This window comes from Pseudonocardia sp. TMWB2A (genome assembly GCF_017312135.1).
Window position 1 is genome coordinate 5,975,012 of the sequence record NZ_QKQY01000002.1, and the last position, 24,428, is coordinate 5,999,439.

The 24,428-nt window shown below is 76.4% G+C and carries 19 protein-coding genes; 8 read left to right on the forward strand and 11 right to left on the reverse strand.

Annotated features, from left to right (window positions below; translation table 11 throughout):
• Positions 1 to 308 precede the first annotated feature (308 nt).
• Positions 309 to 1,820 (forward strand): M28 family metallopeptidase, encoded by a 1,512-nt coding sequence (locus tag DMP17_RS42390; RefSeq protein ID WP_226367597.1) that lies wholly within the window; start codon positions 309 to 311, stop codon positions 1,818 to 1,820.
• A gap of 22 nt (positions 1,821 to 1,842) precedes the next feature.
• On the opposite strand, the gene DMP17_RS42395 is transcribed toward DMP17_RS42390, so the two are convergent.
• From DMP17_RS42395 to sucC, 8 genes are all read right to left on the reverse strand, one after another.
• Entirely contained in the window at positions 1,843 to 3,708 is a 1,866-nt protein-coding gene (locus DMP17_RS42395; protein WP_443217958.1) for a DNA polymerase Y family protein, read from the reverse strand.
• A complete protein-coding gene (locus DMP17_RS42400) occupies positions 3,705 to 4,796 on the reverse strand; it encodes a hypothetical protein (RefSeq protein ID WP_337832464.1) in 1,092 nt (363 codons plus the stop codon). Before DMP17_RS42400 ends, DMP17_RS42395 begins: the two co-directional genes overlap by 4 nt.
• Before the next feature lie 271 nt (positions 4,797 to 5,067).
• Positions 5,068 to 6,627 carry a bifunctional phosphoribosylaminoimidazolecarboxamide formyltransferase/IMP cyclohydrolase gene (purH, locus tag DMP17_RS42405; protein ID WP_337832465.1) on the reverse strand — a complete coding sequence of 520 codons (1,560 nt, stop codon included), beginning with the start codon at positions 6,625 to 6,627 and terminating at the stop codon, positions 5,068 to 5,070.
• Complete coding sequence (gene purN, locus DMP17_RS42410; protein ID WP_226349884.1) at positions 6,620 to 7,228, reverse strand: phosphoribosylglycinamide formyltransferase; 609 nt, start codon at positions 7,226 to 7,228, stop codon at positions 6,620 to 6,622. Before purN ends, purH begins: the two co-directional genes overlap by 8 nt.
• A 128-nt stretch (positions 7,229 to 7,356) precedes the next feature.
• Positions 7,357 to 9,078, reverse strand: a complete 1,722-nt coding sequence (locus DMP17_RS42415; protein WP_337832466.1) for a cell division protein PerM — start codon at positions 9,076 to 9,078, stop codon at positions 7,357 to 7,359.
• Positions 9,079 to 9,155: 77 nt separating this feature from the next.
• Positions 9,156 to 10,445 carry a DUF5336 domain-containing protein gene (locus DMP17_RS42420; protein ID WP_337832467.1) on the reverse strand — a complete coding sequence of 430 codons (1,290 nt, stop codon included), beginning with the start codon at positions 10,443 to 10,445 and terminating at the stop codon, positions 9,156 to 9,158.
• Between the two features lie 159 nt (positions 10,446 to 10,604).
• Complete coding sequence (sucD, locus tag DMP17_RS42425) at positions 10,605 to 11,489, reverse strand: succinate--CoA ligase subunit alpha (protein ID WP_226367601.1); 885 nt, start codon at positions 11,487 to 11,489, stop codon at positions 10,605 to 10,607.
• 3 nt (positions 11,490 to 11,492) lie between these two features.
• Entirely contained in the window at positions 11,493 to 12,683 is a 1,191-nt protein-coding gene (gene sucC, locus DMP17_RS42430; protein WP_301549002.1) for an ADP-forming succinate--CoA ligase subunit beta, read from the reverse strand.
• Positions 12,684 to 12,944: 261 nt separating this feature from the next.
• Between sucC and DMP17_RS42435 the strand changes: the two genes are divergently transcribed.
• The 3 genes from DMP17_RS42435 (at position 12,945) to DMP17_RS42445 (ending at position 15,812) form a co-directional block, all read left to right on the forward strand.
• Positions 12,945 to 13,919 carry an esterase/lipase family protein gene (locus tag DMP17_RS42435; protein WP_226353733.1) on the forward strand — a complete coding sequence of 325 codons (975 nt, stop codon included), beginning with the start codon at positions 12,945 to 12,947 and terminating at the stop codon, positions 13,917 to 13,919.
• A gap of 422 nt (positions 13,920 to 14,341) precedes the next feature.
• Positions 14,342 to 15,130 carry a M23 family metallopeptidase gene (locus DMP17_RS42440; RefSeq protein WP_226353734.1) on the forward strand — a complete coding sequence of 263 codons (789 nt, stop codon included), beginning with the start codon at positions 14,342 to 14,344 and terminating at the stop codon, positions 15,128 to 15,130.
• A gap of 49 nt (positions 15,131 to 15,179) precedes the next feature.
• Positions 15,180 to 15,812 (forward strand): DUF1707 SHOCT-like domain-containing protein, encoded by a 633-nt coding sequence (locus DMP17_RS42445; RefSeq protein WP_337832468.1) that lies wholly within the window; start codon positions 15,180 to 15,182, stop codon positions 15,810 to 15,812.
• A 3-nt stretch (positions 15,813 to 15,815) separates the two neighbouring features.
• Here DMP17_RS42445 and DMP17_RS42450 read toward each other — a convergent pair whose 3' ends face one another.
• A complete protein-coding gene (locus DMP17_RS42450; protein WP_226353736.1) occupies positions 15,816 to 18,251 on the reverse strand; it encodes a UvrD-helicase domain-containing protein in 2,436 nt (811 codons plus the stop codon).
• A 262-nt stretch (positions 18,252 to 18,513) separates the two neighbouring features.
• On the opposite strand from DMP17_RS42450, the gene DMP17_RS42455 reads away from it, so the two are divergent.
• Complete coding sequence (locus DMP17_RS42455) at positions 18,514 to 18,828, forward strand: chorismate mutase (RefSeq protein WP_226353737.1); 315 nt, start codon at positions 18,514 to 18,516, stop codon at positions 18,826 to 18,828.
• Positions 18,829 to 19,130: 302 nt separating this feature from the next.
• Positions 19,131 to 20,540, forward strand: coding sequence for a hypothetical protein (locus DMP17_RS42460; RefSeq protein WP_226353738.1), 1,410 nt, complete (start codon positions 19,131 to 19,133; stop codon positions 20,538 to 20,540).
• Positions 20,541 to 20,635: 95 nt separating this feature from the next.
• On the opposite strand, the gene DMP17_RS42465 is transcribed toward DMP17_RS42460, so the two are convergent.
• Together DMP17_RS42465 and DMP17_RS42470 are read right to left on the reverse strand one after the other, a co-directional pair.
• Positions 20,636 to 21,340 carry a response regulator transcription factor gene (locus tag DMP17_RS42465; RefSeq protein ID WP_337832469.1) on the reverse strand — a complete coding sequence of 235 codons (705 nt, stop codon included), beginning with the start codon at positions 21,338 to 21,340 and terminating at the stop codon, positions 20,636 to 20,638.
• Entirely contained in the window at positions 21,337 to 22,650 is a 1,314-nt protein-coding gene (locus DMP17_RS42470; protein ID WP_374203805.1) for an ATP-binding protein, read from the reverse strand. The genes DMP17_RS42465 and DMP17_RS42470 overlap by 4 nt, the downstream gene beginning before the upstream one ends.
• A 325-nt stretch (positions 22,651 to 22,975) precedes the next feature.
• On the opposite strand from DMP17_RS42470, the gene DMP17_RS42475 reads away from it, so the two are divergent.
• Together DMP17_RS42475 and DMP17_RS42480 are read left to right on the forward strand one after the other, a co-directional pair.
• Positions 22,976 to 24,217 (forward strand): PspC domain-containing protein, encoded by a 1,242-nt coding sequence (locus tag DMP17_RS42475; RefSeq protein WP_226367605.1) that lies wholly within the window; start codon positions 22,976 to 22,978, stop codon positions 24,215 to 24,217.
• Positions 24,210 to 24,416 (forward strand): hypothetical protein, encoded by a 207-nt coding sequence (locus DMP17_RS42480; protein WP_073576424.1) that lies wholly within the window; start codon positions 24,210 to 24,212, stop codon positions 24,414 to 24,416. Before DMP17_RS42475 ends, DMP17_RS42480 begins: the two co-directional genes overlap by 8 nt.
• Positions 24,417 to 24,428 lie beyond the last annotated feature (12 nt).

Sequence of the window (24,428 nt, forward strand, 5' to 3'; positions counted from 1 at the left end):
CCATCCGGTGCCGGCAGGTGGTTCGTGGACCGCCCCGCCGACATCTCCGAGTTCACCAGCCGAACCTGTGGAACGACTGAGACCCCGGTGTGGATCGACCGAGGATCACCGCGGCCCCGGGTCGCGCCGGGTCGTACCGTCGTGTTCGTGACGCCGTGTCGTGATCGTCGGTTCACCGCACGGCCACGCCCGATGGCGGATGCTGGTCCGACGCCGCGGCGCCCGACCGGTACCGCGCACGCACGAGGAGCGCCGGACACCCGGCGCGGACGAGGCCCGGCACCGGGCCGGACGGCAGGGGTGGCTCCATGGGACGGGCGAGCACGACGGGTGGCCGGCACCGGCCACGCCTCGGGAACCGGCTGGTCAGGGTCGCGGCGGCCGGGGTGGCCGTCGTCGCGCTCGCGGCCTGCGCGGACGTCCCCGCGGCGCCGGGCACCGCGACGATCGGCACCACCGGCGGCGGGAGCCAGGGGGCCGCGCAGGGCGACCCCGGCCTGCCGCAGCGGCTCGCGGCCGCGGTCGGCGGCGACGGCGCCTACGCCCACCTGCAGCAGTTCGAGAAGCTCGCCGACGCGAACGACGGCAACCGCGCGGTGGGCACCCCCGGGTACGACGCGGCCGTCGACCACGTCGTCGGGACCCTGCGCGCGAGCGGGTTCGAGGTGTCGACCCCGTCGTTCGAGGTGCGCACCTTCTCCGCGGGCGACGCACGGCTGACCGTGGCCGGCGCACCCGTGACGACCGAGGTGCTCGGCTTCTCCCCCGCCACCCCGCCCGGCGGGCTGACCGCGCCGCTGTCGCTGCGCCCGCGCACCCCGCAGGACCCGACACCGGGCTGCGACGCCGCCGACTACACCGGGATGCCCGCCGGGGCCATCGCCGTCGTCGAGCGCGGGACCTGCGAGTTCGGCCAGAAGTCCCGGCTCGCGGGGGCGGCGGGCGCGGCGGCGGTGATCGTGGTCAACACCGAGGACGCGGCCCTGCCCGCCACCCTCGGCGACACCCCGGGGGTCGTCCCGACGGCGGCCGTGACGAAGACCGCCGGAGCCGCCCTGCGCGACGGCCAGCAGGCGTCGCTGGTGCTCGACACCACGATCCGGCAGCAGACCTCGCGGAACGTGATCGCCGAGACCACCACCGGCGACCCGGGCCGGGTCGTGGTCGCCGGGGCCCACCTCGACAGCGTGCCCGAGGGCGCCGGCATCAACGACAACGGCAGCGGCAGCGCCGCCCTGCTCGAGATCGCGCAGAAGCTCGGCGGCTCCCCGCCGGTCGGCCAGAAGGTGCGCTTCGCGTGGTGGGGCGCCGAGGAGATCGGCCTGGTCGGCTCGACGAAGTACGTCGAGGGCCTGTCCGAGGCCGACCGCGCGCGGATCGCGCTCTACCTCAACTTCGACATGGTCGGCTCGCCGAACCCCGGCTACCTCGTCTACGACGGCGACAACTCCGACGGCCTCGGCGGCGAGGCGGGCCCGCCCGGCTCCGACACCGCGGAGCGCGTCCTGACCGAGGCGCTGGTCGGGGCGGGCGTGAACGGCCCCGAGGGCACCGCGTTCGACGGGCGCTCGGACTACGGCCCGTTCATCGAGGCCGGCATCCCGGCCGGTGGCCTGTTCACCGGCGCCGAGGAGCAGAAGACCCCGGAGCAGGCGCAGAAGTGGGGCGGCACGGCGGGACAGTCCTACGACCCCTGCTACCACACGGCCTGCGACCGGCTGACCAACATCGACCGGACGGCACTGGACCGGAACGTGACGGCGATGGCCTCGGCGATCGGCCGGTTCGCCGTCGACCTCACCGGGATCCCGCAGCGCTGACCCGCCCGCGGCGGCCGGTGGCTCAGTCGTAGACACCGGTCACCTCCCAGCGGCCGCCGCGGTGCACGAGCAGCAGAGCCGTGCCGTCGGCGAGCACGACCTGCAGCCGGACCGCGGGCCCAGGGCCGTCGGGGGCCCACCAGCGGGTGTGCACCGGCCAGGGTCCGGCCCAGCCGGTGACCTCCCGGTCCGGGCCGCCGCCCGCGACCCGGCGCGGGACGCCGTCGAGCAGGTCCGGCGCGGCCGGGCACACCTCGGCGCCGTCCGCGGCGAGCAACCGGACCGGGAGCGGGTCCGGGGGCACCGTCGCCGGGGACGGTGCCGGGAGCCGGCCGGGCCAGGTCGCCGGGGGGTCGGCGGGTGGCCGACGCCCGGGAGCGCGGCGGGGGTGTGCGGTCCCGTTCCGCTCCCCGTCCCGGGGCCGTCCCGCGGGCCCGGCCTCTCCCGGCTCCTTCTCCGCGGCCTCGTCGGGCACGGCGTCGCCGGGACGTGCCACCGCCGGCCGCCCGGGGGCCGGTCCGGGCGGCTCGGGGTCCGCCTGCTCCGCATGCCCGGGGGCACCGGCGGCGCCGTCCCGCGCGGGAGCCACGGGTCCCGGCCGGGCGGGGACCGCCGTGTCCTCGACCACCCGCTCGTCGCCCCACGGCACCAGCCGCACCCGCTCGCCCGGGTCCCGGCCGCCCGCCGGGACCGCGGTGAGCACCGCCTCCGGCCCGAGCAGCGCCTGCACCCGGACCAGGGCCCGCCCGGCCCGCTCGTCGCCCTCGCCGACGTCGCCCCACAGCCCGCGCTGCAGCGCCCCGGCGACCACGGTGTCCTCCGGGGTGAGCCGCAGCGCGACCAGCGTCCCGGAGCCGCCGCGCCCGAGCCACGAGTCGAGCTGCCAGCGCACCCGGTCCACCGTCCCGGACGGTGTCAGCGGCTCGGCGCACCGCCAGACCCTCAGCAGCTCCTCCCCGCTCTCCGTGCGTGCGTGCACCCCCAGCCGGGTGCAGGCCAGGCCGTGCCCGGCGAGCGCGGTGTGCAGCCGGGTCGCGAGTGCCCGCGCGGCGAAGGCGGCCGCGTCGACCCGGTCCACCGGCGGGTCCAGCTCGACCGCCGCGGACAGCTCCTCCGGCGGGACCCGGCGCGCGGGCGGGCGGGGGTCGAGCCCACGGGCGAGCCGGTGCGCGACCACCGCGTCGGCGCCGAAGCGCGAGGCCACGTCGGCCTCCGACAGCGACGCGAACGCCCCCAGCGACCGCAGCCCCAGCCGGCGCAGCAGGTCCACCAGCGCGGCCCGGTCGACGTCGGGGTCCCGGTCCAGCTCGGCGACCTCCAGCGGTGCGAGGAACTCCGCCGACCGTCCCGGCGGCACCCCGCGCCCCCGGCGGGCGGCGAGCGCGGCGGCGAACATCCCGTCCGCGACGCCGATCTGGCACTCGGTCCCGGCGTGCAGCGCGACCTGGTCGATCAGCCGCTCCACCGCGGCGCGCTCCCCGCCGAACCAGCCGACCGGACCGCGCGCGGGCAGCACCAGCAGCCCCGGCCGCACCACCTCGACGCCGGGGGCGAGCGCCTCCACCGCGGCGGCGACCGGCTCGAACAGCCGGGCGTCGCGCCCCGGGTCGGGGGCGAGCACCACGAGCTCCGGGCACCGGGCCTGCGCCTCCCGGCGCCGCAGCCCCCGGCGGACCCCGTGCCGGCGGGCCGTCGCCGAGCAGGCCAGGACCCGGTTGGCGTGCAGGACCGCGGCCGGCCGGTCCGCCGGGACGTGCGCGGCGCGGGCGGCGGCGGTGACCGGCCAGTCCGGGGACCAGACCGCCAGCACCCGCGGGTCGGGCTCCGCCCGCCCACCGCCGCCCGTGCCCGTCGCGCCGCCCGCCTCCGTCGTGCCGGGCGTGCTCATCCGGCCGCCCGGACCACGGGTCGCGCGACCGGGACCTCGCCCACCGCTGCCGCGGAGACCGCGGGCACCGACGGCACCGAGGCGATCGCGGGCACCGACGGCACCGCGGGGACCGAGGGCGTCGCCGGGGCGGGGACGACCGTCCCGCCGGGGCCCGGGAGGAGCACCTCCACCCCCCACCCGGCCGGGCCGATCCCGCGCCCCTCCGCCCGGACCTCGACCCGCCGGGACCGCAGCCGCCCCGTCCCGCGGCCGACGCCCTCCCAGCGCGGACGGGTGCAGTGCAGCCGCAGGTCGGCACCCGGCCATCCACCGAGCGCCAGCAGCACCGCACCCCGCTGCCGGGCCCGCGCGGCGAGCCGCTGCCGGTCCCCGGCCCGCAGCCCGGCCCGCTCCGGCCCGGCCACCACCACGAGGTCCAGCCCGTCCAGCAGCGCCGCGGTCACCCCGACCAGGTCCGCGCCGGGGTCGGGGACCAGCGCCAGCCGGTCCAGCCGCACGCCCGCCTCGGCCGCGGCCGTCGCGCCGAGGCCGGGACGGCCGACCACGCCCGCCCACGCGCCCTCCGCGGACGCGGCGGCCAGCAGCGCGAACAGCAGCGACCCCGCGCCGGACCCCACGCCCACCGCCACGGTGGACCCCCGCCGCAGGCCCCCGCCGGGCAGCAGACCGGCCAGCGGCCCCGGCACCGGCAGCAGGTCGGCCTCGGTCACCGGACGCGCCTCGACCGTCCCGGCGCTGCGGGCCGGGGGCTCCGGCTCCGGGCAGGGCCCCACGGGCCCCGGCCGGGTCCGCTCCAGACCCGCCCGGGTCTCCGTGCGGCGCAGGACGTGCCGGGCCCGGGCGAGCCGCTCGGCGGCCGAGCCCGCCGGGGACCCCGGCCCCCCGGCCGGGCCCCGCGCCCCGGGCAGCGGCTCCCGCCCGCCCCCGGGGGCACGTGACCCGGCCCCGACCACCGGCCCGGACCCCTCCGGACCGGTGTCGTCCCCGACGTCGACGCCGGCTCCCCCACCGACACCGCCGACCACCCGGCCGACCGCCGCCGCTCCCCCGACGACGACCGGCCCCTCGCCCGCACCGACGCGCACCGCAGTACCTCCCCGCCACACACCGCGCCACGACCGAACGGCCGCGACCTCGCCCGGCGCGCCGCGGGGAAGGCGACGCGTGCTCGAACTGACGTTCGAAGCATAGGGCCTGTGCCGCCGCTCCGCATCCCCCGGGTGGGGGTGGTGACGACGACGGGAGGACCGTCGCACGCACCCCCGACATTCTCGGCCGGAACACCCCCCGACCTGCGGGAACGCCGACGGCCCGGGCCGCGCGAGGCGGTCCCGGGCCGTCGGGGTGAGCGGTGGGTCAGTGGGCGAAGTGCCGCGTCCCGGTCAGGTACATCGGCACGCCCGCCTTCGCGCAAGCCGCGACGACCTCGTCGTCGCGGACCGAGCCGCCGGGCTGCACGACGGCGGCGACACCGGCGTCGAGCAGCACCTCCAGCCCGTCGGGGAAGGGGAAGAACGCGTCGGAGGCGGCGACCGAGCCGCGGGCCCGGTCCCCGGCCCGGGTCACGGCGAGCTTCGCCGCGTCGACCCGGTTGACCTGGCCCATGCCGACACCGACCGCGGCGCCGTCGTGGGCGAGCAGGATCGCGTTGGACTTCACCGCGCGGCAGGCGCGCCAGGCGAACGCGAGGTCGTCGAGCACCTCGGGGGCGACGACGTCGCCGGTGACGAGCTTCCAGGCGGCCGGGTCGTCGCCGTCGGCGTCGACGAGGTCGCGCTGCTGCACCAGCAGCCCGCCGGAGATCGGGCGGAGCTCGGTGCCGGTGCGGGCGGCGCCGTCGGGGATGCGCAGGACGCGGACGTTCTTCTTGCGCTGGAGCACCTCGAGGGCGCCGTCGGCGTAGCCGGGGGCCACGACGACCTCGGTGAAGATCTCGGCGACCTGCTCGGCCATCGCGACCGAGACCTCGCCGTTGACCGCGATGACCCCGCCGAACGCCGACACCGGGTCGGTGGCGTGCGCCTTGCGGTGGGCCTCGGCGACGTCGGCGCCGACCGCGATCCCGCACGGGTTGGCGTGCTTGATCACCGCGACCGTGGGGCGGTCGCCGTGGTCGTGCGCGGCGCGCCAGGCTGCGTCGGCGTCGACGTAGTTGTTGTAGGACATCTCCTTGCCGTGCAGCTGCTCGGCGCCGGCGAGGCCGGAACCGGTGCCGTCGGTGTAGAGCGCGGCGGACTGGTGCGGGTTCTCGCCGTAGCGCAGCGGGCGCTCGCGGGTCCAGGTGGCGCCGACCCACTCGGCGGAGGCGTCGTCGTCGCCCGTGGGGAACTGCTCGCCCATCCAGGTCGCGACCGAGACGTCGTAGGCGGCGGTGTGCCGGTAGGCGTCGGCGGCCAGCCTGCGGCGGTCCTCCACGACGAACCCGCCGGCGCCGACCTGCTCGAGCACCCAGGCGTAGCGCGACGGGTCGACGACGACCGCGACGCTCTCGTGGTTCTTCGCCGAGGCCCGCACCATCGCCGGGCCGCCGATGTCGATCTGCTCGACGGCCTCGTCGCGGCTCGCGCCGGACGCGACGGTCTCGCGGAACGGGTAGAGGTTGGACACCAGCAGGTCGAACGGCGCGATGTTCAGCTGCTCGAGCTGCGCGAGGTGCTCGGGCTTGCGGGTGTCGGCGAGCAGCCCGGCGTGCACCCGCGGGTGCAGGGTCTTGACCCGGCCGTCGAAGCACTCGGGGAACCCGGTGACCTCCTCGACGGGGGTGACCGGGACGCCGGCGTCGGCGATCCGCTGTGCGGTGGAGCCGGTCGAGACGATCTCCACCCCGGCGGCGTGCAGCCCGGTGGCCAGGTCGAGGAGACCGGCCTTGTCGTAGACGCTGATCAGGGCCCGGCGTACCGGCCTGCGCTCACTCACTGTTCACCTCGTGGGGTTGGGCGGCGGTGGCGAACCGTCGCACGGTCGCGACCAGCAGCCGTCGTTCCTCGGTCTTGATGCGCTCGTGCAGGGAGGTCTCGTCGTCGCCCGGGAGCACGGGGACCTCCGCCTGCGCGAGCACCGGTCCGGTGTCGAGCCCGGCGTCGACCTCGTGCACGGTCGCGCCGGTGACGGGCACCCGGGCGGCCAGCGCGTCCCGGACGGCGTGCGCGCCGGGGAACGCCGGCAGCAGCGCCGGGTGCGTGTTCAGCATCGGGCATCCGAGCGCGTCCAGGAAGGCCGGGGAGACGAGCTTCATGAACCCCGCCCCGACGACGAGGCCCGGCCGGTGCGCGAGGACGGCCGCGGCGAGCGCGGTGTTCCAGGCGTCGCGGTCGGGGTGGTCGGCGACCCGCTCGACGAAGGTGGGGACACCCGCGGCGCGGGCCCGGTCGAGCCCGGTGGCACCCGCGCGGTCGGCCCCGACCCCGACGACGGCGAACCCGGCGCCCGCGGTGTCGAGCAGTGCCTGCAGCAGGGTGCCGCTCCCGGAGACGAGGACGACGACCCGCAGCGCCCCGTGCCGCTCCTGCGCGCCCACCGTGTCCCTTCCTCGCCGGTCCGGGCCGCTCCACGGCCCCTGGCCAGGGTAGACGCGCCCCCCGACGACGACGGCGCCCGGTGCGGTGGCCCGGGTCACCCGGCCCCGCCGGGGCCCGGGGCGTCGGGTCAGTCGTCCCGGGAGCGGTCGCGGGGGCGCGTGATGCGGTCGGTCCGGTCCTCGGCACGCCGGCCGGTCGGGTCGGCCGCGCGGCGGTCGCCGGGCCCGTGGTCGTCCGCGTCGTCGATGTCGTCCACGTCGTCCACGTCGTCCACGTCGTCGCCGTGGTCGAGGTCGGTGGTGTCCTCGTCGGCGGCGGCGCGGCGGGCGGCCGTGCGACCGGCTCCGTCGGGCTCCTCGTCGGGGACGGCGTCGGGGTAGGGGTAGAAGTCGCCGTGGCCCCCGTCGTCGTCCCACGCGGCGTCGGCACGGCGGGCGGGCGCCCCGGCGGTGCGACGGCGTTCGACCAGTTCCCCCACCGTCGACGCGCGACGGCGGTCCCGGGCGGCCCGGGCCCGATCGACCGCGGTCCGCGACCGGTCGGTGCCGCCCATCGGGACGTGCCGGGCGAGCTCGGTCCCGGCGCAGGTCAGCACGGCCGGGATCCCGACCAGCAGCAGCGCGCAGCCGAGGACCGCCCACGGGTGGAACGACACCGGGTCGTAGGGCCCGCCCGCGAGCGCACCCCCGGCGAGCGCCGCCGGGACGGCCGCCCCGACCGCGACGACCACGGCCGCCAGCGCCGGTGCCGCGACCCGGTCCACGACCGGCGCGTCCTCCCCCAGCGCCCGCCGGCAGGCGATCCCACCGAGCACCCCCGCGACGACGGGCAGCAGCACGACCAGCACCGCGGCCGTCGGGACGGTGGTGACGGGCAGGACCACCGCGGGCGGGAACGGCGGCAGCGGACCCGGCTCGACGCCGAACGGACCGGACCGGGCGATGCCGACCGACACCCCCGCGCCCAGCGCCCAGGACAGCGCCCCGACCAGGGCGTTCGGCAGGTACCCGATGCTCAGCACCAGCACCCCGACGCCCGCCCAGGCGCCGGGGGCGATGCGCTCGGCGGTGTCGGCGACGTCCGAGGCGCTCGCGAGCAGCGCCACGGTCAGGACGAGGGCGGCCACCAGCAGCATCGCGGCGGCCGCGACCCGGGCCCCGGCCAGCGCCGCGCCGGGCCACCCCGCCAGCACCCGCTTCCAGGCCGCCGGCGCCCCGCAGGCGTGGACGACGCCGATCCCGGCGGCCGCCCCGGCCACCAGCCCGGCCCCGATCATCGACGCCCAGGGGGCGGTGACGGCCATGTCCCGCGGCAGCAGCGCCCCGGCGAGCACGGCGACCGCGGCGGCGGCCCCGGCCTGGGACGCGACGACGGCGCCCGCGTCGTGCCGGACCCGCCCGCCCAGGCGGAGCACCGCCCAGCGCGAGCAGAAGGCGACCAGCGCGACGACCACCAGCGTCGGCAGCAGCGGCAGCACCCCGAACGGGTGCCCGTCCACGGCGACCGGGATGAGGTGCGCGGCCAGCCACAGCGGGACGGCGGTGGCCAGCGCCCCGTCCGCGGTGACCGCGACGCCACCGGTGCCGGTCAGCAGCGCCGCCACCGGAACGAGCATCGTGTACCCGGCGAGGACGGCGCCCATCGTGGCCACGAGCAGGATCCGCAGCCGGTCCAGCCCGGTGCCGGTCCCGGTACCGCGCGTCGGGGTCCGGGCGGGGCGGCGGCGCCCCCGCTCCCGGTCCGCGACGGCGGTCGCGCGCCCACCGCGGGACCGCTCCGGTGCGGACCCGGTGGACCGGGCCCGGGAGGCCGGGCGACCGCGGGCGGGACGGGGCGGGGTGGTGCTCACCCGGTCAGCGTCGCAGCGAACGCGGCCCGGGAGGGGCAGGCACGCCGCGACGTGCCGGGGCCCACGGTTCCGGCCGGTCAGGCGGAGCCGTCACCGCCGGGCCGGAAGGTGCGGGTGGCCTCGTCCTCACCGGATGCCGGGGACGCGGGGCGCTCGGTCTGGTCGCCGGCCGCCGGGGCGGAGCCGGAGCCGGGGATCGCGGAGGGGCGGGTGACGCCCGCGTCGTCCCCGGTACCGCCCGCGCCCGCCGTGTAGGGGGTGGTCGCGGGCGGGACCTGCTCGGCCCCCGGCGCGCCGGTCACCGCGGCGGCGCGGTCGCCGTAGGACACCCCGGAGAAGGCGCCGCCCGCGCCGGACGGCGTGTGCGGTGCCGCGTCGGCCTGCGGGGTGCGGCCGCCGACCGCGTGGCGGCCCGCGTCGTCGCCGGTCCGGTCCTGCGCCCCGGGCACCTCGGGCGCACCGTGGGCCCCGGACTGCCCCGGGTACTGCCCAGCGGCGGGCTGCGACGCCGCGGGCACCGCACCGGGGGCGCCGTACGCGGCGGCACCGGCGTGGTCCGCTCCGGGCTGCGCCACACCGGACTGCACCGCACCGTGGGCGGCGCCGTACTGGCCCGCTCCGTACTGACCGGCGCCGTACTGGCCGGCGCCCGGCTGGGCGACACCGTGCTGGCCCGCACCGTGCTGCCCCGCGACGTGCTGCCCCGCGCCGTACTGGCCCGCAGCGGGCTGGCCGGGGGCGTACGGGGCCGCGCCGGGCTGGGCGGCGTAGGGGCTCGCGCCGTACTGGCCCGAGGCGTAGGGGGCCGCGCCGTAGGGCGTCGCACCGGAGGCCGCGCCGTACGGGGCCGCGGCACCCGGCTGGCCCGCGCCGTAGGGCTGCTGCGGCATCCAGGGCGGCTGCTGGCCCGGCGGGACCTGGCCGGGGCCCCAGCCGGGCTGCCCGACGTGCGACGGGCGCTGCGCCCGCGGCGCGGGGGCGGAGACGACGCCGGACAGGAGGAGCTGGGCGTAGAGCAGTGCGGCGGCGGCGAGCAGCGCGACCACGAACACGACCCAGCCGAGCGTGCCCCCGATCGAGCCGGTGCCGGTGCCGGCCAGGAGCAGCAGCATCGTCAGCGCCCCCGTCGTCGACAGGACCACGCCCGCGACCAGGGTGCGCCCGGTGCCGGGCAGCAGGGTGAGGGCTCCCGCGACGCCACCGGCGACGACCATCGCGACCGGGAACAGCCCGGTCGTGACGTCGAAGAAGGTCAGGACCAGCGCCAGCAGGGCCAGCACGGCCCCCGCCAGGACGGCGATCCGCACCGTCGGAGCGGGCGCGGCCTGCTCCGGAGCCGGGACGGCCCCGGGCTCGTTGCTCGACATGACGACCACTCCCGTGCGACGGATGGACTCGCTGCACCGCACGCTAGCCGATGCCCCCGACACGGCCGGGTGAGGCGCACCTGGTGCACACAGCACGACGCGCGGGCACCCGGGGAAGTTCCCGGGGCCCGCGCGTCGGACGTGCGATCCGCGCTCCGATCAGGCGGAGAGGATCTCCTTCATCAGCGCGGCGGTCTCGGACGGCGTCTTGCCGACCTTGACACCGGCGGCCTCGAGGGCCTCCTTCTTGGCCTGCGCGGTACCGGCCGAGCCGGACACGATCGCGCCGGCGTGGCCCATCGTCTTGCCCTCGGGGGCGGTGAAGCCCGCGACGTAGCCGACGACCGGCTTGGTGACGTTGGCCTTGATGAAGTCCGCGGCGCGCTCCTCGGCGTCGCCACCGATCTCACCGATCATCACGATGGCCTCGGTCTCGGGGTCCGCCTCGAACGCCTCGAGGGCGTCGATGTGGGTGGTGCCGATGACCGGGTCGCCGCCGATGCCGATGGCGGTGGAGAAGCCGAACTCACGCAGCTCGTACATCATCTGGTAGGTCAGCGTGCCGGACTTCGACACCAGGCCGATCCGGCCCGCGCCGGCGATGTTCGCCGGGATGATGCCCGCGTTGGACTTGCCGGGCGAGATGATGCCGGGGCAGTTCGGGCCGATGATCCGGGTCTTGTTGCCGGTGGCGACCGCGTGCGCCCAGAAGTACGCCGAGTCGTGCACCGGGATGCCCTCGGTGATGACGACGGCCAGCGGGATCTCGGCGTCGATGGCCTCGATGACCGCGTCCTTGGCGAACTTCGGCGGGACGAAGATGACCGACACGTCGGCGCCGGTCTCCTTGATCGCCTCCTCCACCGTGCCGTACACGGTGACGTCCTTGTCGCCGATGCTGTGCGTGGTCCCGGCCTTGCGGGCGTTCACACCACCCACGATGTTCGTCCCGGCGGCGAGCATCTTGGTGGCGTGCTTGGTGCCCTCGCCGCCCGTGATGCCCTGGACGATGACCTTGCTGTTCTCGTTGAGGAAGATCGACATGTCTCAGGCTCCAGCGTTCGCGAGCTCGGCGGCCTTGGCGGCCGCGTCGTCCATCGTGCCCACCACGGTGACGAGCGGGTGGTTCGCGTCGGCGAGGATCTGACGACCCTCCTCGACGTTGTTGCCGTCCAGGCGGACGACCAGCGGCTTGGTCGCGTCGTCGCCCAGGATCTTGAGGGCCTCGACGATGCCGTTGGCGACCGCGTCGCACGCGGTGATGCCGCCGAAGACGTTGACGAAGACGCTCTTGACCTCGTCGTCGCCCAGGATGACGTCCAGGCCGTCGGCCATGACCTGCGCCGAGGCGCCGCCGCCGATGTCGAGGAAGTTGGCGGGCTTGACCCCGCCGTGCGCCTCGCCGGCGTAGGCGACGACGTCGAGGGTGCTCATGACGAGCCCCGCGCCGTTGCCGATGATGCCGACCTGGCCGCCGTCGAGCTTGACGTAGTTGAGGCCCTTGGCCTTGGCCTTCGCCTCGAGCGGGTTCTCGGTGCGCTCGTCGACCAGGTCCGCGTGCTGCGGGTGCCGGAAGTCGGCGTTGGTGTCCAGGGTGACCTTGCCGTCGAGGGCGATCACCTTGTCCTGCGGGTCACGGACCAGCGGGTTGACCTCGACCAGCGTCGCGTCCTCGGAGACGAAGGTCTCCCAGAGCTTCACGATCACGTTCGCGGCCTCGTCGGCGACGGCGGCCGGGATCTTGCCCGCGGCGACGATCTCGTCGGCCTTGGCCTTGTCGACACCGGCGATCGGGTCGATGGCGATCCGGGCCAGCGCGTCCGGGCGCTCGACGGCCAGCTGCTCGATCTCCATGCCGCCCTCGGCCGAGCACATGGCCAGGAAGGTGCGGTTGGACCGGTCCAGCAGGAAGGAGAAGTAGTACTCCTCGGCGATGTCGCTGGCCTCGGTGACCAGGACCTGGTGCACGGTGTGGCCCTTGATGTCGAGGCCCAGGATGGCCTCGGCCTTCTCCTTGGCCTCGTCGGCGTTCTCGGCCAGCTTCACGCCGCCGGCCTTGCCCCGACCACCGGTCTTGACCTGTGCCTTGACCACGACGGCGGTGCCCAGCTCGGCCGCCGCGGCCGCCGCGTCGGCGGCGTTGTCCACGGTCCGGCCCGGCAGCACCGGGACTCCGTGCGCGGCGAAGAGGTCCTTCGCCTGGTACTCGTAGAGGTCCACTCGGCTCTCCCGCTCCACTTCGCTCTCGCCGCGACCGGCGCGACCCCGGCTCGTTCTCCGGGCGCGCCCCGCACAGGTGGCGGGCGGCAGCGGTCGCGGACGTCGGTGATGCTGCGTCGGGGAGCCTAGCCACGCCGCGCGCACCGGTCCTGACCTGGGCCGGTGACCGCTGTCACCCCGTCGGCGCAGTGCTCGATTCAGATCGACCGACCGAGTGATCGGGGCCACCGATCGTCCCGCGACACAGCGGAATCCTGTGACCTGCCTTACCTTTCGGACATGGCGACGTCGCTACCCGGAGGCGCTCGCCTGCGCGCGATCGCCGACGGGGCGCTGTCGACAGTGACGGCCGCGACGTCCGATCTCGGGCAGGCGGCGGGCTACGCCGCGCGGACCTTCACCTCGCGTGCGGGGCTGCGCGGGCTGGCGCTGGAGGGCGCCTGGCTGGCCGCGCACCTCGCGCTGTACCCGATCGGACTGGCCGAGGAGACCGTCCGGCCGCAGGGCCACTGGCGCACCGACAGCCTGCCACCGGTCAAGCGCAGCCTGGTCGTCGCCGACCCCACCGCCGCCGGGACGCCGATCCTGCTGGTCCACGGGATCATGGACAACCGCTCGGTGTTCACCGTGTTCGCCCACGAGCTGCGCCGGCGCGGCTTCGGGGTGGTGCACGCCATCAACTACAGCCTGTTCACCGACGACGTCCGCACCGCGGCGCACGAGCTGCGCGGCCACGTCGAACGGCTGCGCGAGGCCACCGGGTCGGACCGGGTGCACATCGTCGGACACTCCCTCGGCGGGGTGATCGCCCGCTACTACGTGCAGCGGATGGGGGGCGACGCCGTCGTCGACACCCTGGCGACGCTCGGCAGCCCGCACTCGGGCAGCAACCTGGCCCGGATCGCGCCGCTGCCGCTGTGCCGCCAGCTCTGCCCCGGCTCGGCGATCCTGCGTGAGCTGGACGAACCGGCCCCCGGCTGCCGGACCCGGTTCCTGGTGGTCTGGTCGCGGATGGACGAGATCATCGTCCCGCAGCGGAACTCCCGGCTGCGCCACCCGGACCTCGACGTCACCGAGCTGGAGCTCGACGACGTGGGCCATCTCGCACTGCCGGTGGACCGGCGCACGGTGCACTTCGTGGCGAGCACGCTGGCCCGCGGGGAGGCGGAGCGCCGCGAGCACGACCGGGTGCGCGACCGGCGGCTGCGCGGGTCGCTGCGGCTGGTCGGCCGGCACACCGCCGAAGGCGCATGAACACAGCCGAAGGCGCCTGAGCGTCCGGTCCGGGAGGGGGAACGGGATCCTCCGTTCGCCGTCGCGTCGCCGACCGCCCGACCGGTCGTCGATGATCCACGACCGTCCGCAACCGCACGGCGGGCCGCCGTTGCCGCTCGGCGGGGCCCGGGTTACCGTCGCGTTGTCCACGTCACGGACCGGTCACGGTGATCGGTGTCGCCCCGAACGACGCCATCCCCCGACGGAGCCCCCACTCCGACGATCACCGCCGAACGGTCCGCGGCGCCCTGAACACCAGAAGGGCAGTCTTGTCGCGCCACCGCTTCCCCAGCGGCGCCACGCGACCGGAGGCCCGGCCCGGCACGCTCCCCCCTGTGCCGCCGGCCGGTCACCGGCTCCCGGCGCTCCCGGCTCCCCCGCCGATGGTCTCGCGTACCCGTGTGACCGTGGCCGCGGCGGCCGGTGGCGCCCTGGTCGCGGCCGGTCAGACGGTCGCCGGAGCCCTCGGGGTGCCCGGCTGGGGCGGTGAGGCCTCGGTCGAGGAGGCTTACGCCCGGCTCGCCGCCTCGGCGATGCTGCCGGTGTCCAGCGACACCCGCCCGGCCGACACGACCGCCCCGATGGACACCTCCGCGATCGGCGGCGAGCAGCTCAGCGCGCAGGCCGCGTCGCTGCCCGACCTGGACTCCACCTCGAAGGTCGACGTCGCCAACCTGACGAAGGCCGCCCGGATGGGCCGCGAGGCCGCCAAGCTGGAGCGGGCCGTGACGACCGCGATGTCGCACGGCGCCCCGAAGGCGGTCATGTACAACGGCGAGGCCCTGGTCATGCCGACGGCCGGCCGGTTCACCTCCGGCTTCGGCGCCCGCTGGGGCGTGCAGCACAAGGGCATCGACCTCGCCGCCCCGATCGGCACCCCGATCTTCGCCCTGACCGACGGTGTCGTGGAGAAGTCCGGCCCCGCCAGCGGCTTCGGGATGTGGGTGGTGCTCAAGCACCCCGACGGCACCAGCACCGTCTACGGCCACATCAACCGGTCGTTCGTGCAGGAGGGCCAGCAGGTCAAGGCCGGCGACGAGATCGCCGAGGTCGGCAACCGCGGCCAGTCCACCGGCCCGCACCTGCACCTCGAGGTGTGGGAGCCGGACGGCACCAAGATCGACCCGCTGCCGTGGCTGGCCGCGCGTGGCCTCGACGTCACCGCCGCGACGGGCTCGCGCGACGCCTGATCGGCGAGCGCCGCTCCCCCGGCCCGCCCGGACGGTCCAGAATGGCCGGGTGGCGGACGAGTCGGCGTACCGGGTGGGGGACGGCGAGCGACGGGCGGTCGACGCCCGGCTGCAGCGCGCGCACGGCGAGGGACGGCTGTCCCTGCCCGAGTACGAGGAACGCTCGGCGAAGGCCTGGGCGGCCCGCACCCGCGCCGACCTGGAGCCGTTGACCCGTGACCTCCCGGCCGACACCGCCGGGGCACCCACGGCCGCCGTCGAGCAGGCGCCGACCACGGCCCTCCCGGCTCAGGCACCGGCCGGCGAGTTCGCCGCGGCCGCCGGGCGGCGCGCCGGCGGGCTCCTGGCCACGGCCGCGCTGGTCGTCGCCGCCGTCTGGGGCGGGTCGCAGGTGCTGCCGGTGACCGACGGCGTGACGGTGTTCGGGTCCCGCACCATCGGGGTCACCGCCGACACCCCGCGGGTGGGCGGGGTGCTGCTGTTCGGCTCGGTCGAGGTCGTGGTGCCCGAGGGCACCCGGGCGGACGTCTCCGGGTTCACCGTGTTCGGCTCGACCGACTGCCCGACGGCGTGCGCCGCGCCGGGTGACCGGACGGTGGACGTGCACGTCGTCGGGGCGTTCGGGTCGGTGAAGGTATTGGCCCCGGCCGAGGCCGCGGCGCAGGACCGCGACGACGACTGAGGTCTACAGCTTCTGCATCGGGACGCCGCCGATCAGCATCAGCCGGACCGTCCCGCCCGAGCCGAAGTCGATCGTCACCGTCGCGCGCGGGCCGATGCCGTCGGCCGCGACGACGGTGCCCAGGCCGTACTTGTCGTGGTTGACCCGGTCCCCGACGTCGAGGTGCAGCGACTGGTTGTTCAGCGACCGCTCCGGGACCTTCCAGCTCCCGCGGTCGGTCGCCTGCGGCCGCTTCCCGAACCCGAACCGCCCCACCGGCGCCGACGGGCGCTGCGCGGCGAGCTGCTCCTCGGTGCGCCGCCAGTCGAGCAGCGACGGGGGCACCTCGTCGAGGAAGCGCGACGCCGGGTTGGTGCTGGGCTGCCCGAACGCGGACCGCACGATCGCCCGGGACAGGTAGAGCCGCTTCTCCGCGCGGGTGATCCCGACGTAGGCCAGCCGGCGCTCCTCGGCGAGCTCCTTCGGGTCCCCGAGGGTGCGCAGGTGCGGGAAGATCCCGTCCTCCCAGCCCGTCAGGAAGACCACCGGGAACTCCAGGCCCTTCGCCGTGTGCAGGGTCATCATCGTGACCACGCCGGAGTCGTCGTCGGGGATGGAGTCCGCATCCGCGACGAGCGCGACCCGCTCCAGGAAGGCGGCCAGCGAGCCGGGCTCCGGGACACCGGCGGGGGTGTCGTCGTAGGTGTCGGCCTCGCCCTCGGGGGCAGCGCCGTCGGGCGCCTCGCCGGACCCGATCGCGGCCCCGCCGTCCGACGCCAGGTCCGCGACGGCGGCGTCCCCCGCGAACTCCCGCGCCACCGTGACGAGCTCGGCGAGGTTGTCCATCCGGGTGCCGTCCTGCGGGTCCTCCGACGCCTGCAGCTCCTCCAGGTAGCCGGTGCGCGCGTAGACGGCCTCGAGGACCTCGGCGGTGTCGTCGCCGCGCTCGACGAGCTCGCGCAGCTCGTCGAGCATCCGCACGAACCCGGCGATGTTCTTCTGCGAGCGGGTCGCCAGGGCGGGGAGCCGCTGCGGCTCCTCGGCGGCGGCGCGCAGCGCGCGGGCGAACGAGGTGCGCTCGCGCTCGGCGTACTCGGCGACGACGGCCTCGGCCCGGTCCCCGATGCCGCGCTTGGGCACGTTGAGGATCCGGCGCAGGCTGACCGTGTCCTCCGGGTTGGACAGCACCCGCAGGTAGGCCAGCGCGTCGCGGATCTCGCGGCGCTCGTAGAAGCGCACCCCGCCGACGACCTTGTAGGGCAGCCCGACCCGCAGGAACACGTCCTCGAAGACGCGGGACTGGTTGTTGGTCCGGTAGAACACCGCGATGTCGGAGTTGCGGTACTCGCCGGTGTCGACGAGCCGGTCGATCTCGCGGGCGACGAACGACGCCTCGTCGTGCTCGTTGTCCGCGACGTAGCCGACGACGCGCTCGCCGTCGCCCGAGTCGGACCACAGCCGCTTGTCCCGCCGCTCCGGGTTGCGGGCGATCACCGCGTTCGCGGCGGACAGGATCGTCTGGGTCGAGCGGTAGTTCTGCTCCAGCAGGATGGTCCGCGCGTCCGGGAAGTCCTGCTCGAACTCGATGATGTTGCGGATGTTCGCGCCGCGGAAGGCGTAGATCGACTGGTCCGAGTCGCCGACGACGCACAGCTCGCCGGGGCGCCCGTTCGCCGTGGCCGGGGCGACGAGCTGGCGGACCAGCTCGTACTGGGCGTGGTTGGTGTCCTGGTACTCGTCGACCATGACGTGCCGGAAGCGGCGCCGGTAGTACTCGGCGACGGCCGGCAGCCGGTCCAGCAGCGAGACCGTCTCCATGATCAGGTCGTCGAAGTCGAACGCGTTCGCCTGGCGCAGCCGCGACTGGTAGACGCCGTAGACCTCGGCGATGCGCCGCTCGTGGTCGGTGGCGGCGCGCTCGGCGGCCTCGTCCGGCGAGACCAGCTCGTTCTTCAGGTTGGAGATCTGGGCGGCCAGGGCGCGCGGGGCGAACTTCTTCGGGTCCAGCTCCAGGTCGCGGCCGACGATGCCGACGAGGCGGCGGGTGTCGTCGGCGTCGTAGACGGAGAAGGCGCTGCGCACGCCGAGGTGCTTGGCCTCGCGCCGGAGGATCCGTACGCACATGGAGTGGAAGGTGGACACCCACATCGGCCCGGAGCGGCGCCCGACGAGGGCGTCGACGCGCTCCTTCATCTCGGCCGCGGCCTTGTTGGTGAAGGTGATCGCCATGACCTCGCCGGGGTGCACCCCGCGCTCGGCGAGCAGCCAGCCGATCCGGTGGGTGAGCACCCGGGTCTTCCCCGACCCCGCGCCGGCGACGATCAGCAGCGGCGAACCCGCATGCGTCACGGCCTCGCGCTGGCGGTCGTTGAGGCCTTCGAGCAGGCGGCGGCCCTGGGCCGTCGTCGGCTCGGCGGCGGCGGCGGGGCCCGTTCCGGGGAGTTCGAACAGCGCACTCATCGTGTCGAACACGGTACGCCGGGGGTCCGACAACCCCGCTCCGGCGTCGCCGGTCCCCGGAAACCACGGCGGCCCGGTGCGCCGGGTGGTCTACACTCGCGGCGTGGCACACGACAGGCGATTTCGCTACGGGTACCGGACCCCGGTTCCCGCTGCGCCGCCCGTCTGAGCCCAGACGCCACCCGCACGCCCCGGAGTCCGACGGACCCGGGGCGTTCGCATGTCCTCGGTCCCGACGGCCCGTGACCGAGACGAGGAGACCATGACCGTGACCGACCCCGCAGCCCCGCAGCCGAGCTCCGGCACGAGCACCGAGGTGCGCACCGGAGCCGATCCCGAGATCGACCAGCTGCGCCGGGAGATCGACCGGCTCGACGCCGAGATCCTCGACGCGATCCTCCGCCGCACCGAGGTCTCGAAGCGCATCGGCGCCGCCCGCATGGCCGCGGGCGGGCCGCGCATCGTCTACAGCCGCGAGATGGCGGTGCTGGACCGGTTCGCCGACCTCGGCCCCGAGGGCCGCGAGCTGGCGATGATGCTGCTGCGGCTGGGCCGCGGGCGTCTCGGCGGCCGCTGATCCTCGTGCGACACCCGGTCGCATCCCGCGACCGGCGTCGAGGTGACGACCGTTCGGCGATTCACGCGCAGTACACAGGGCGACACACCCGCACGGGCCCCACCTGGGGTTCAGGTCGGGGCACCCTTGCGCAGTGGTTGCCTTGCGAGGCAACGAGCAGGTCGAGCGGTCGGATACGGCCGATGAACGGGAACCACCCGATCGGGTGACCTGCGACGAGCGGAGTGTGATCACTTGGGGTTCAAGGGCTCTTTCCGGTACATCTTCCCGGGTCGAAATGACCCGAAGGAGGACGTGCGGCCGTGACCGACACACCTGCCGGAGCCCCGCTCCCCGGCGCCCCCGGCGCCACCGGGCCCCGCGACGTGGTGAGCGTCGCCGAACTGCTGGCGCGTCACTCGCGTGCGTCCCACGCCTCCTCCGACGGTGCGGGTCCGCTCACCGGGCCCGTCCTGTCCGTCGGTGACCTGCTGCGCCGCGAGGGGCGTCCCCCGGTGGCCGAGGGTGCGTCCGCCGACGCCGCCTCGGCCGGAGACATCGCCGCCGCGGGTGCCCCGGGCGGCTGGCCGGACATCGACCTCCCGCAGCCCCGCGCCGCGGCCGGCGCCGACGGCTGGACCGGCCGCCAGGTGTCCGGGCGTCGTCGCGCCGGTGTGGTCGCCGGCGCGCTGCTCGCCGCGGGCTCCGTGCTCGGCGCGGCCCTCTACAACGGCGTCGGCACCGAGAACTCCGACGCGCGCGCCGCCGCCGACGGGCTGTTCCCCGGCTTCGGCCTGCCCACCGCGGGCGACACCCCGGACACGCTGCCCGCCCAGTACCTCCCGGCGAACGTGGCACTGAGCACGCCGCTGCCGGACGCGCCCGCCACCGCCCCCGGCGCCACCGACTGGATGGCCGTCGCCTTCGGTCCGCAGCAGCCGGCGCAGGCCGTCGCGGCGGGCCGCACCCCGGGCACCGCCGCCGGGCCCGCCGTCGCGGTCCCCGCGCCCCGCACGCCCACCTCGCCCTCGACCGGGAACCCGGGCACCGGGTCCCCGTCGTCGCCGACGGTCCCGGCGCCGCGCGGCTCCGGCGGGACGGGCTCGCCGCTCGCCCCGATCGTCGCCCCCATCAACAACCCGGACCGGCCGTCCGCGGGCAACATCCTCGAGCCCGTGACCGGCACGCCGCCGTCGCGCGGCGGGACCAGCACCGGCCCGATCCAGGACGTCACCGAGAACGTCCGCCCGGTCGGGGACGCCGTCGGCGGCGTCGTCGCCCCGGTCGCGCAGGCCGCGGCACCGGTCGGGAAGACCCTCGGCGGTGCCGTGTCCCCCGTGACCGAGGCCGTCCGCCCGGTGACGAACGCGCTCAAGCCCGTCACCCGGCCCCTCACCGACACCCTCGAGCCGGTGACGACGCCGGTGCTCGGCGCGCTGTCGCCGGTCACCGAGCCCGTCCTCAAGAGCACCGAGCCGCTCACCGGCCCGGTCCTGAAGGCCGCCGAGCCCGTCACCGGGCTCCTCGACACCTCCGCGAAGAAGGCCACCGAGGACACCGGCTCCTCGTCCTCGGAGGCCACCCAGCCGCTGCAGGCCGTCACGAAGCCCGTGGGGCAGGTGGTCGGCACGGTGACCGAGCCGGTCGGGGGCGCCCTGTCCGGCGTGACCGAGCCGGTCGGCGGGGTGCTCGGCGGCGTCACGAAGGGCGCGGGCGGGCTGCTGGGCGGCTGACGCCCCACCCACGACGACGACGGCCCCGGTCCCTGCACACGCGGGGACCGGGGCCGTGTCGGCGTCCTTCCGGCACGCCCCGGTTGCTGCGCGACCTACACGAGCCTCCTGTCGGAGGCCCAGCGGGACAGCTCGTGCCGGTTCGACGTCTGCGTCTTGCGCAGCACGCTCGACACGTGGGTCTCCACCGTCTTCACCGAGATGAACAGCTCCTTCGCGATCTCCTTGTAGGCGTAGCCGCGGGCCAGCAGCCGCAGCACGTCCCGCTCCCGCTTGGTCAGCTGGTCGATCTCCGGGTCCACCGGCGGTGCCGCACCCGGCCGGTCGGAGAACGCGTCCAGCACGAACCCGGCCAGGCGTGGTGAGAAGACCGCGTCGCCGGCCCGCACGCGTCGCACGGCGTCGGCGAGGTCCCGGCCCGAGATCGTCTTCGTGACGTAGCCGCGGGCGCCGGACCGGATCACCGAGATGACGTCCTCGGCGGCGTCGGACACCGACAGCGCCAGGAACACCGCCTCCGTGCCCGCCGCGCGCGCCCGGCGCAGGATCTCCGCGCCCCCGCCGCCGGGCATGTGCACGTCGAGCAGCACCACGTCCGGCGCGAGGTGCCCGACGCCGGCCACCGCCTCGTCGACGGAGCCCGCCTCACCGACGACCTCCAGCACGGGGCTGCGCCCGTCGCCGCGGTCCAGCTCGGCGCGCACGCCGGACCGGAACAACGCGTGGTCGTCGACCAGGTAGACCCGGATACCGGTGTCGTCCGGACCGGCCGGGGTCCCCGGCACGTCGGCGGTGGTCATGCCGTCTCCTTCTCCGTCAGCGGCATCGACAGCCGCACCTCCGTACCCTCGCCGGCCCCGGTGCGGATCCGGACCGTGCCGCCGTGGCGGCGCATCCGGGCGTGCACCGAGTCCGCGAGGCCGTGCCGGTCGTCGGACACCGCGTCCGGGTCGAAACCGGTGCCGCGGTCACGCACGAACACCTCCGCCGCGCCCGGACCCTCGTCCGAGGCCGGCTCGACCTCCACGTAGACGTCGACCTCGGACGTCCCCGAGTGCTTCGCCGCGTTCACCATCGCCTCGCGCGCCGCCAGCACCAGGGCGCGCAGGTCGTCGTCGAGCTCGGCGTCACCGACCAGCACCGGGCCGACGGCCACCGCGTAGGTGTCCTCCACCTCGCCCGCGACGCGCGTGATCGCCGCCGACAGCAGCGTCTCCACCGCGTCCGGGGTGCCGCTGCCGCCCCGGGCGCGCCCGCCCGGCCCGTAGAGCCAGGCACGCAGCTCCCGCTCCTGGCCGCGGGCCAGCCGCTGCACCTCGCGCGGGTCGCCGGACTGGCGCTGGATCAGCGCGAGGGTCTGCAGCACCGAGTCGTGCAGGTGCGCGGCGATCTCGGCGCGCTCGGCGGCGACCGCGCGGGCCCGGCGCTCCTCGCCGAGGTCGCGCACCAGCCGTACCCACCAGGGGACGGTGAGGACCGCGACGCCCAGCAGCGTCGCCAACGCCGCGAGGATCCCGAACCGCACCTGGCTCAGGTCCAGGTTGCCGAGCAGGAACACCGCCAGCCCGGTCAGGACGAGCGCGGCGCCGAGCACGGTGCGGGCCAGCGCCGCACGACCGCCCGTGACGCGGCTGCGGGCGTCGCGCGCCCACCGCCGTCGCTGCGCCTCGTCGGCCTCCCGCCACACGACGGCCGCACCGACCGTCGCCAGCCCCAGCGGGCCGGCGATCCAGCCGAGCACGGCCGAGCCCGAGGTCGCCGCGACCAGCGACAACCCCAGCCCCAGCGTCACCAGCCCGGCGGCCTGCAGCCGTTCGGACCGGGTGACGGTCCGCTCGACGACGGCGGCCTCCTGCCGCAGGAACACCCACAGCAGGCCGTAGGCCAGCACCCCCGCCCAGCCGAGCAGGGTCAGCGCGACGAAGGCCGCCCGGATCCACCGGACGTCGACGCCGAGGTGGTCGGCCACCCCGCCCGCGACGCCGCCGACCATCCGGCCGGAGCGGCGCCGGGTCAGCGGGACGCGCGCACCGGGGCGCGGCGGTACCGGGCCGGCCGGCCGCGGGGGGACGGTGCCGCCTGACGGCGGGGGCACCGGGCCGGCGGGCACGGGCACCGTCGGCCCCGGTCCCCCGTCGGCCCCGGGCTCGGCAGCTCCGGACACGGCCGCCCCGGGCCCGGTCGCCCCGGGTGCGGCGGCGCCGGGCAGCGCGGTGCCGGGCAGCGCGACACCGTGCGACGGGGCCGCCCACGGAGCGGCGGTGGGCCGCGTCGGCGCGTCCGCCGACCCCGGTGCGGTACCGGTCGAGGGGTCCGAGCTGTTCACGACCCCATCGTCACACGACCCGCGCCGGATCCCCTCCGGATCGGGACCGGGGTCGTCTCGGGGTTGTCCCCGAGACGCCGGGGCCCGCCCGGACGGCAGGCTCGACGCCATGAACCAGACGCAGCTGCCCGGGAGCGGCCGACCACCGTCGGCGACGGCGACGGCCCGGAACACCATGCGCGACATGTGGGACTCCCGGCCCCTGCGTCCGCGCGACGACCGCAAGCTCGCCGGGGTCTCCGCCGCGATCGCGCGCCGCTACGAGATCGACCCGACGCTGGTCCGGGTGGGGTTCGTCGTCGCCGCGATCGTCGGCCCCGGCATCCCGCTCTACCTGGCGGGCTGCGCGGTCCTGCCGGACGCCGGCCCGCCCGGCAGCCCGGTCCCGCCGCGCAGCGGACCGTCCTCCGTGCTGTCGGTGACGCTGCTGGTCCTGGCCGCTCTGCTGGCGGTCCCGCTGGTGCTGTCCGCCGACCGCGTCATCCCCGCCGTCGTCACCGTCGCGCTGCTCGTCGCGCTGCACGTGACCCGGGGGAACCGGCCCGGGGCCCGGGAGGCCGCCGCGTCGCCGACACCCGTGGTGCCGTGGGTCGCGGACCCGCACGCCCCCACCGTGGCGCAGGTGACGCCACCGGCCTGGGACCCGCTCGGCGCCGCGCCGTTCGCCTGGGACCTGCCCGAACCGGGCCCGGAGCCGGGTCCGCCCCCGGCGCCCCGCTCGAAGCTCACACCGATCACGCTGGCCGTGTCGCTCGTCGTCGCCGGGATGGTGGGGGTGCTCGCCCTGGCCGCGCCGGGTGCGGTGCCGGCCTCGGCCGTCCCGGGGGCCGCGCTCGCCGTCGTCGGGATCGGGCTGGTCGTCGGTGCGCTGCGGCGCGCCGGACGCTGGCTGGTGCCGTTCGCGGTGCTGCTCGCGCTCGTCACGGCGGCCACCATCCCGCTCAACGACGCCGTCGGCCCCGACGGATGGGCCGTGCGCGATGGCATCGGGGAGACCGTCGCGGCCCCCGCGACCGTCGCCGAGCTCGCCCCGGAGTACCGGCGCGGCACCGGCACGGTCCAGCTCGACCTGACCCGCCTCGACCTCGCCGCGACGCCCGGCGCGACCGGGCCCGTCCGCACCCGGGCCGAGGTCGGCGCGGGGGCGGTGGAGATCCGGGTCCCGCGGGACGCCGACCTGCTCGTCCGCGGCTCGGTGGGCACCGGCGACCTGACCGTCGACGGGCAGACCCGCACCGGGCAGGACGTGGACCTGACCGTGAACGACCCCGGCCCGGACGGACCCGGTGGCCGGGTGCTGGAGCTCGACCTGCGGGCCGAGCTGGGAACCGTGGAGGTCACCCGTGGATAGCTCGCTCGCCCGTCGCGCTGACCCGTTCGCCCTCGTCGCCGGGGTCCTGTCGCTGCTGGTGGCGGTCTGCGGGGTCCTCGGGATCGCCCCGTGGGAGGTCGTCGACCTGCGCTGGGTGCTCGCCGGGACCGCCGTTGTGGCGGGGATCGCATTCCTGATGGCGAGTGTGCGTAACTCCCGGGCCACATCGGACGACTAAAGGGTCATCACG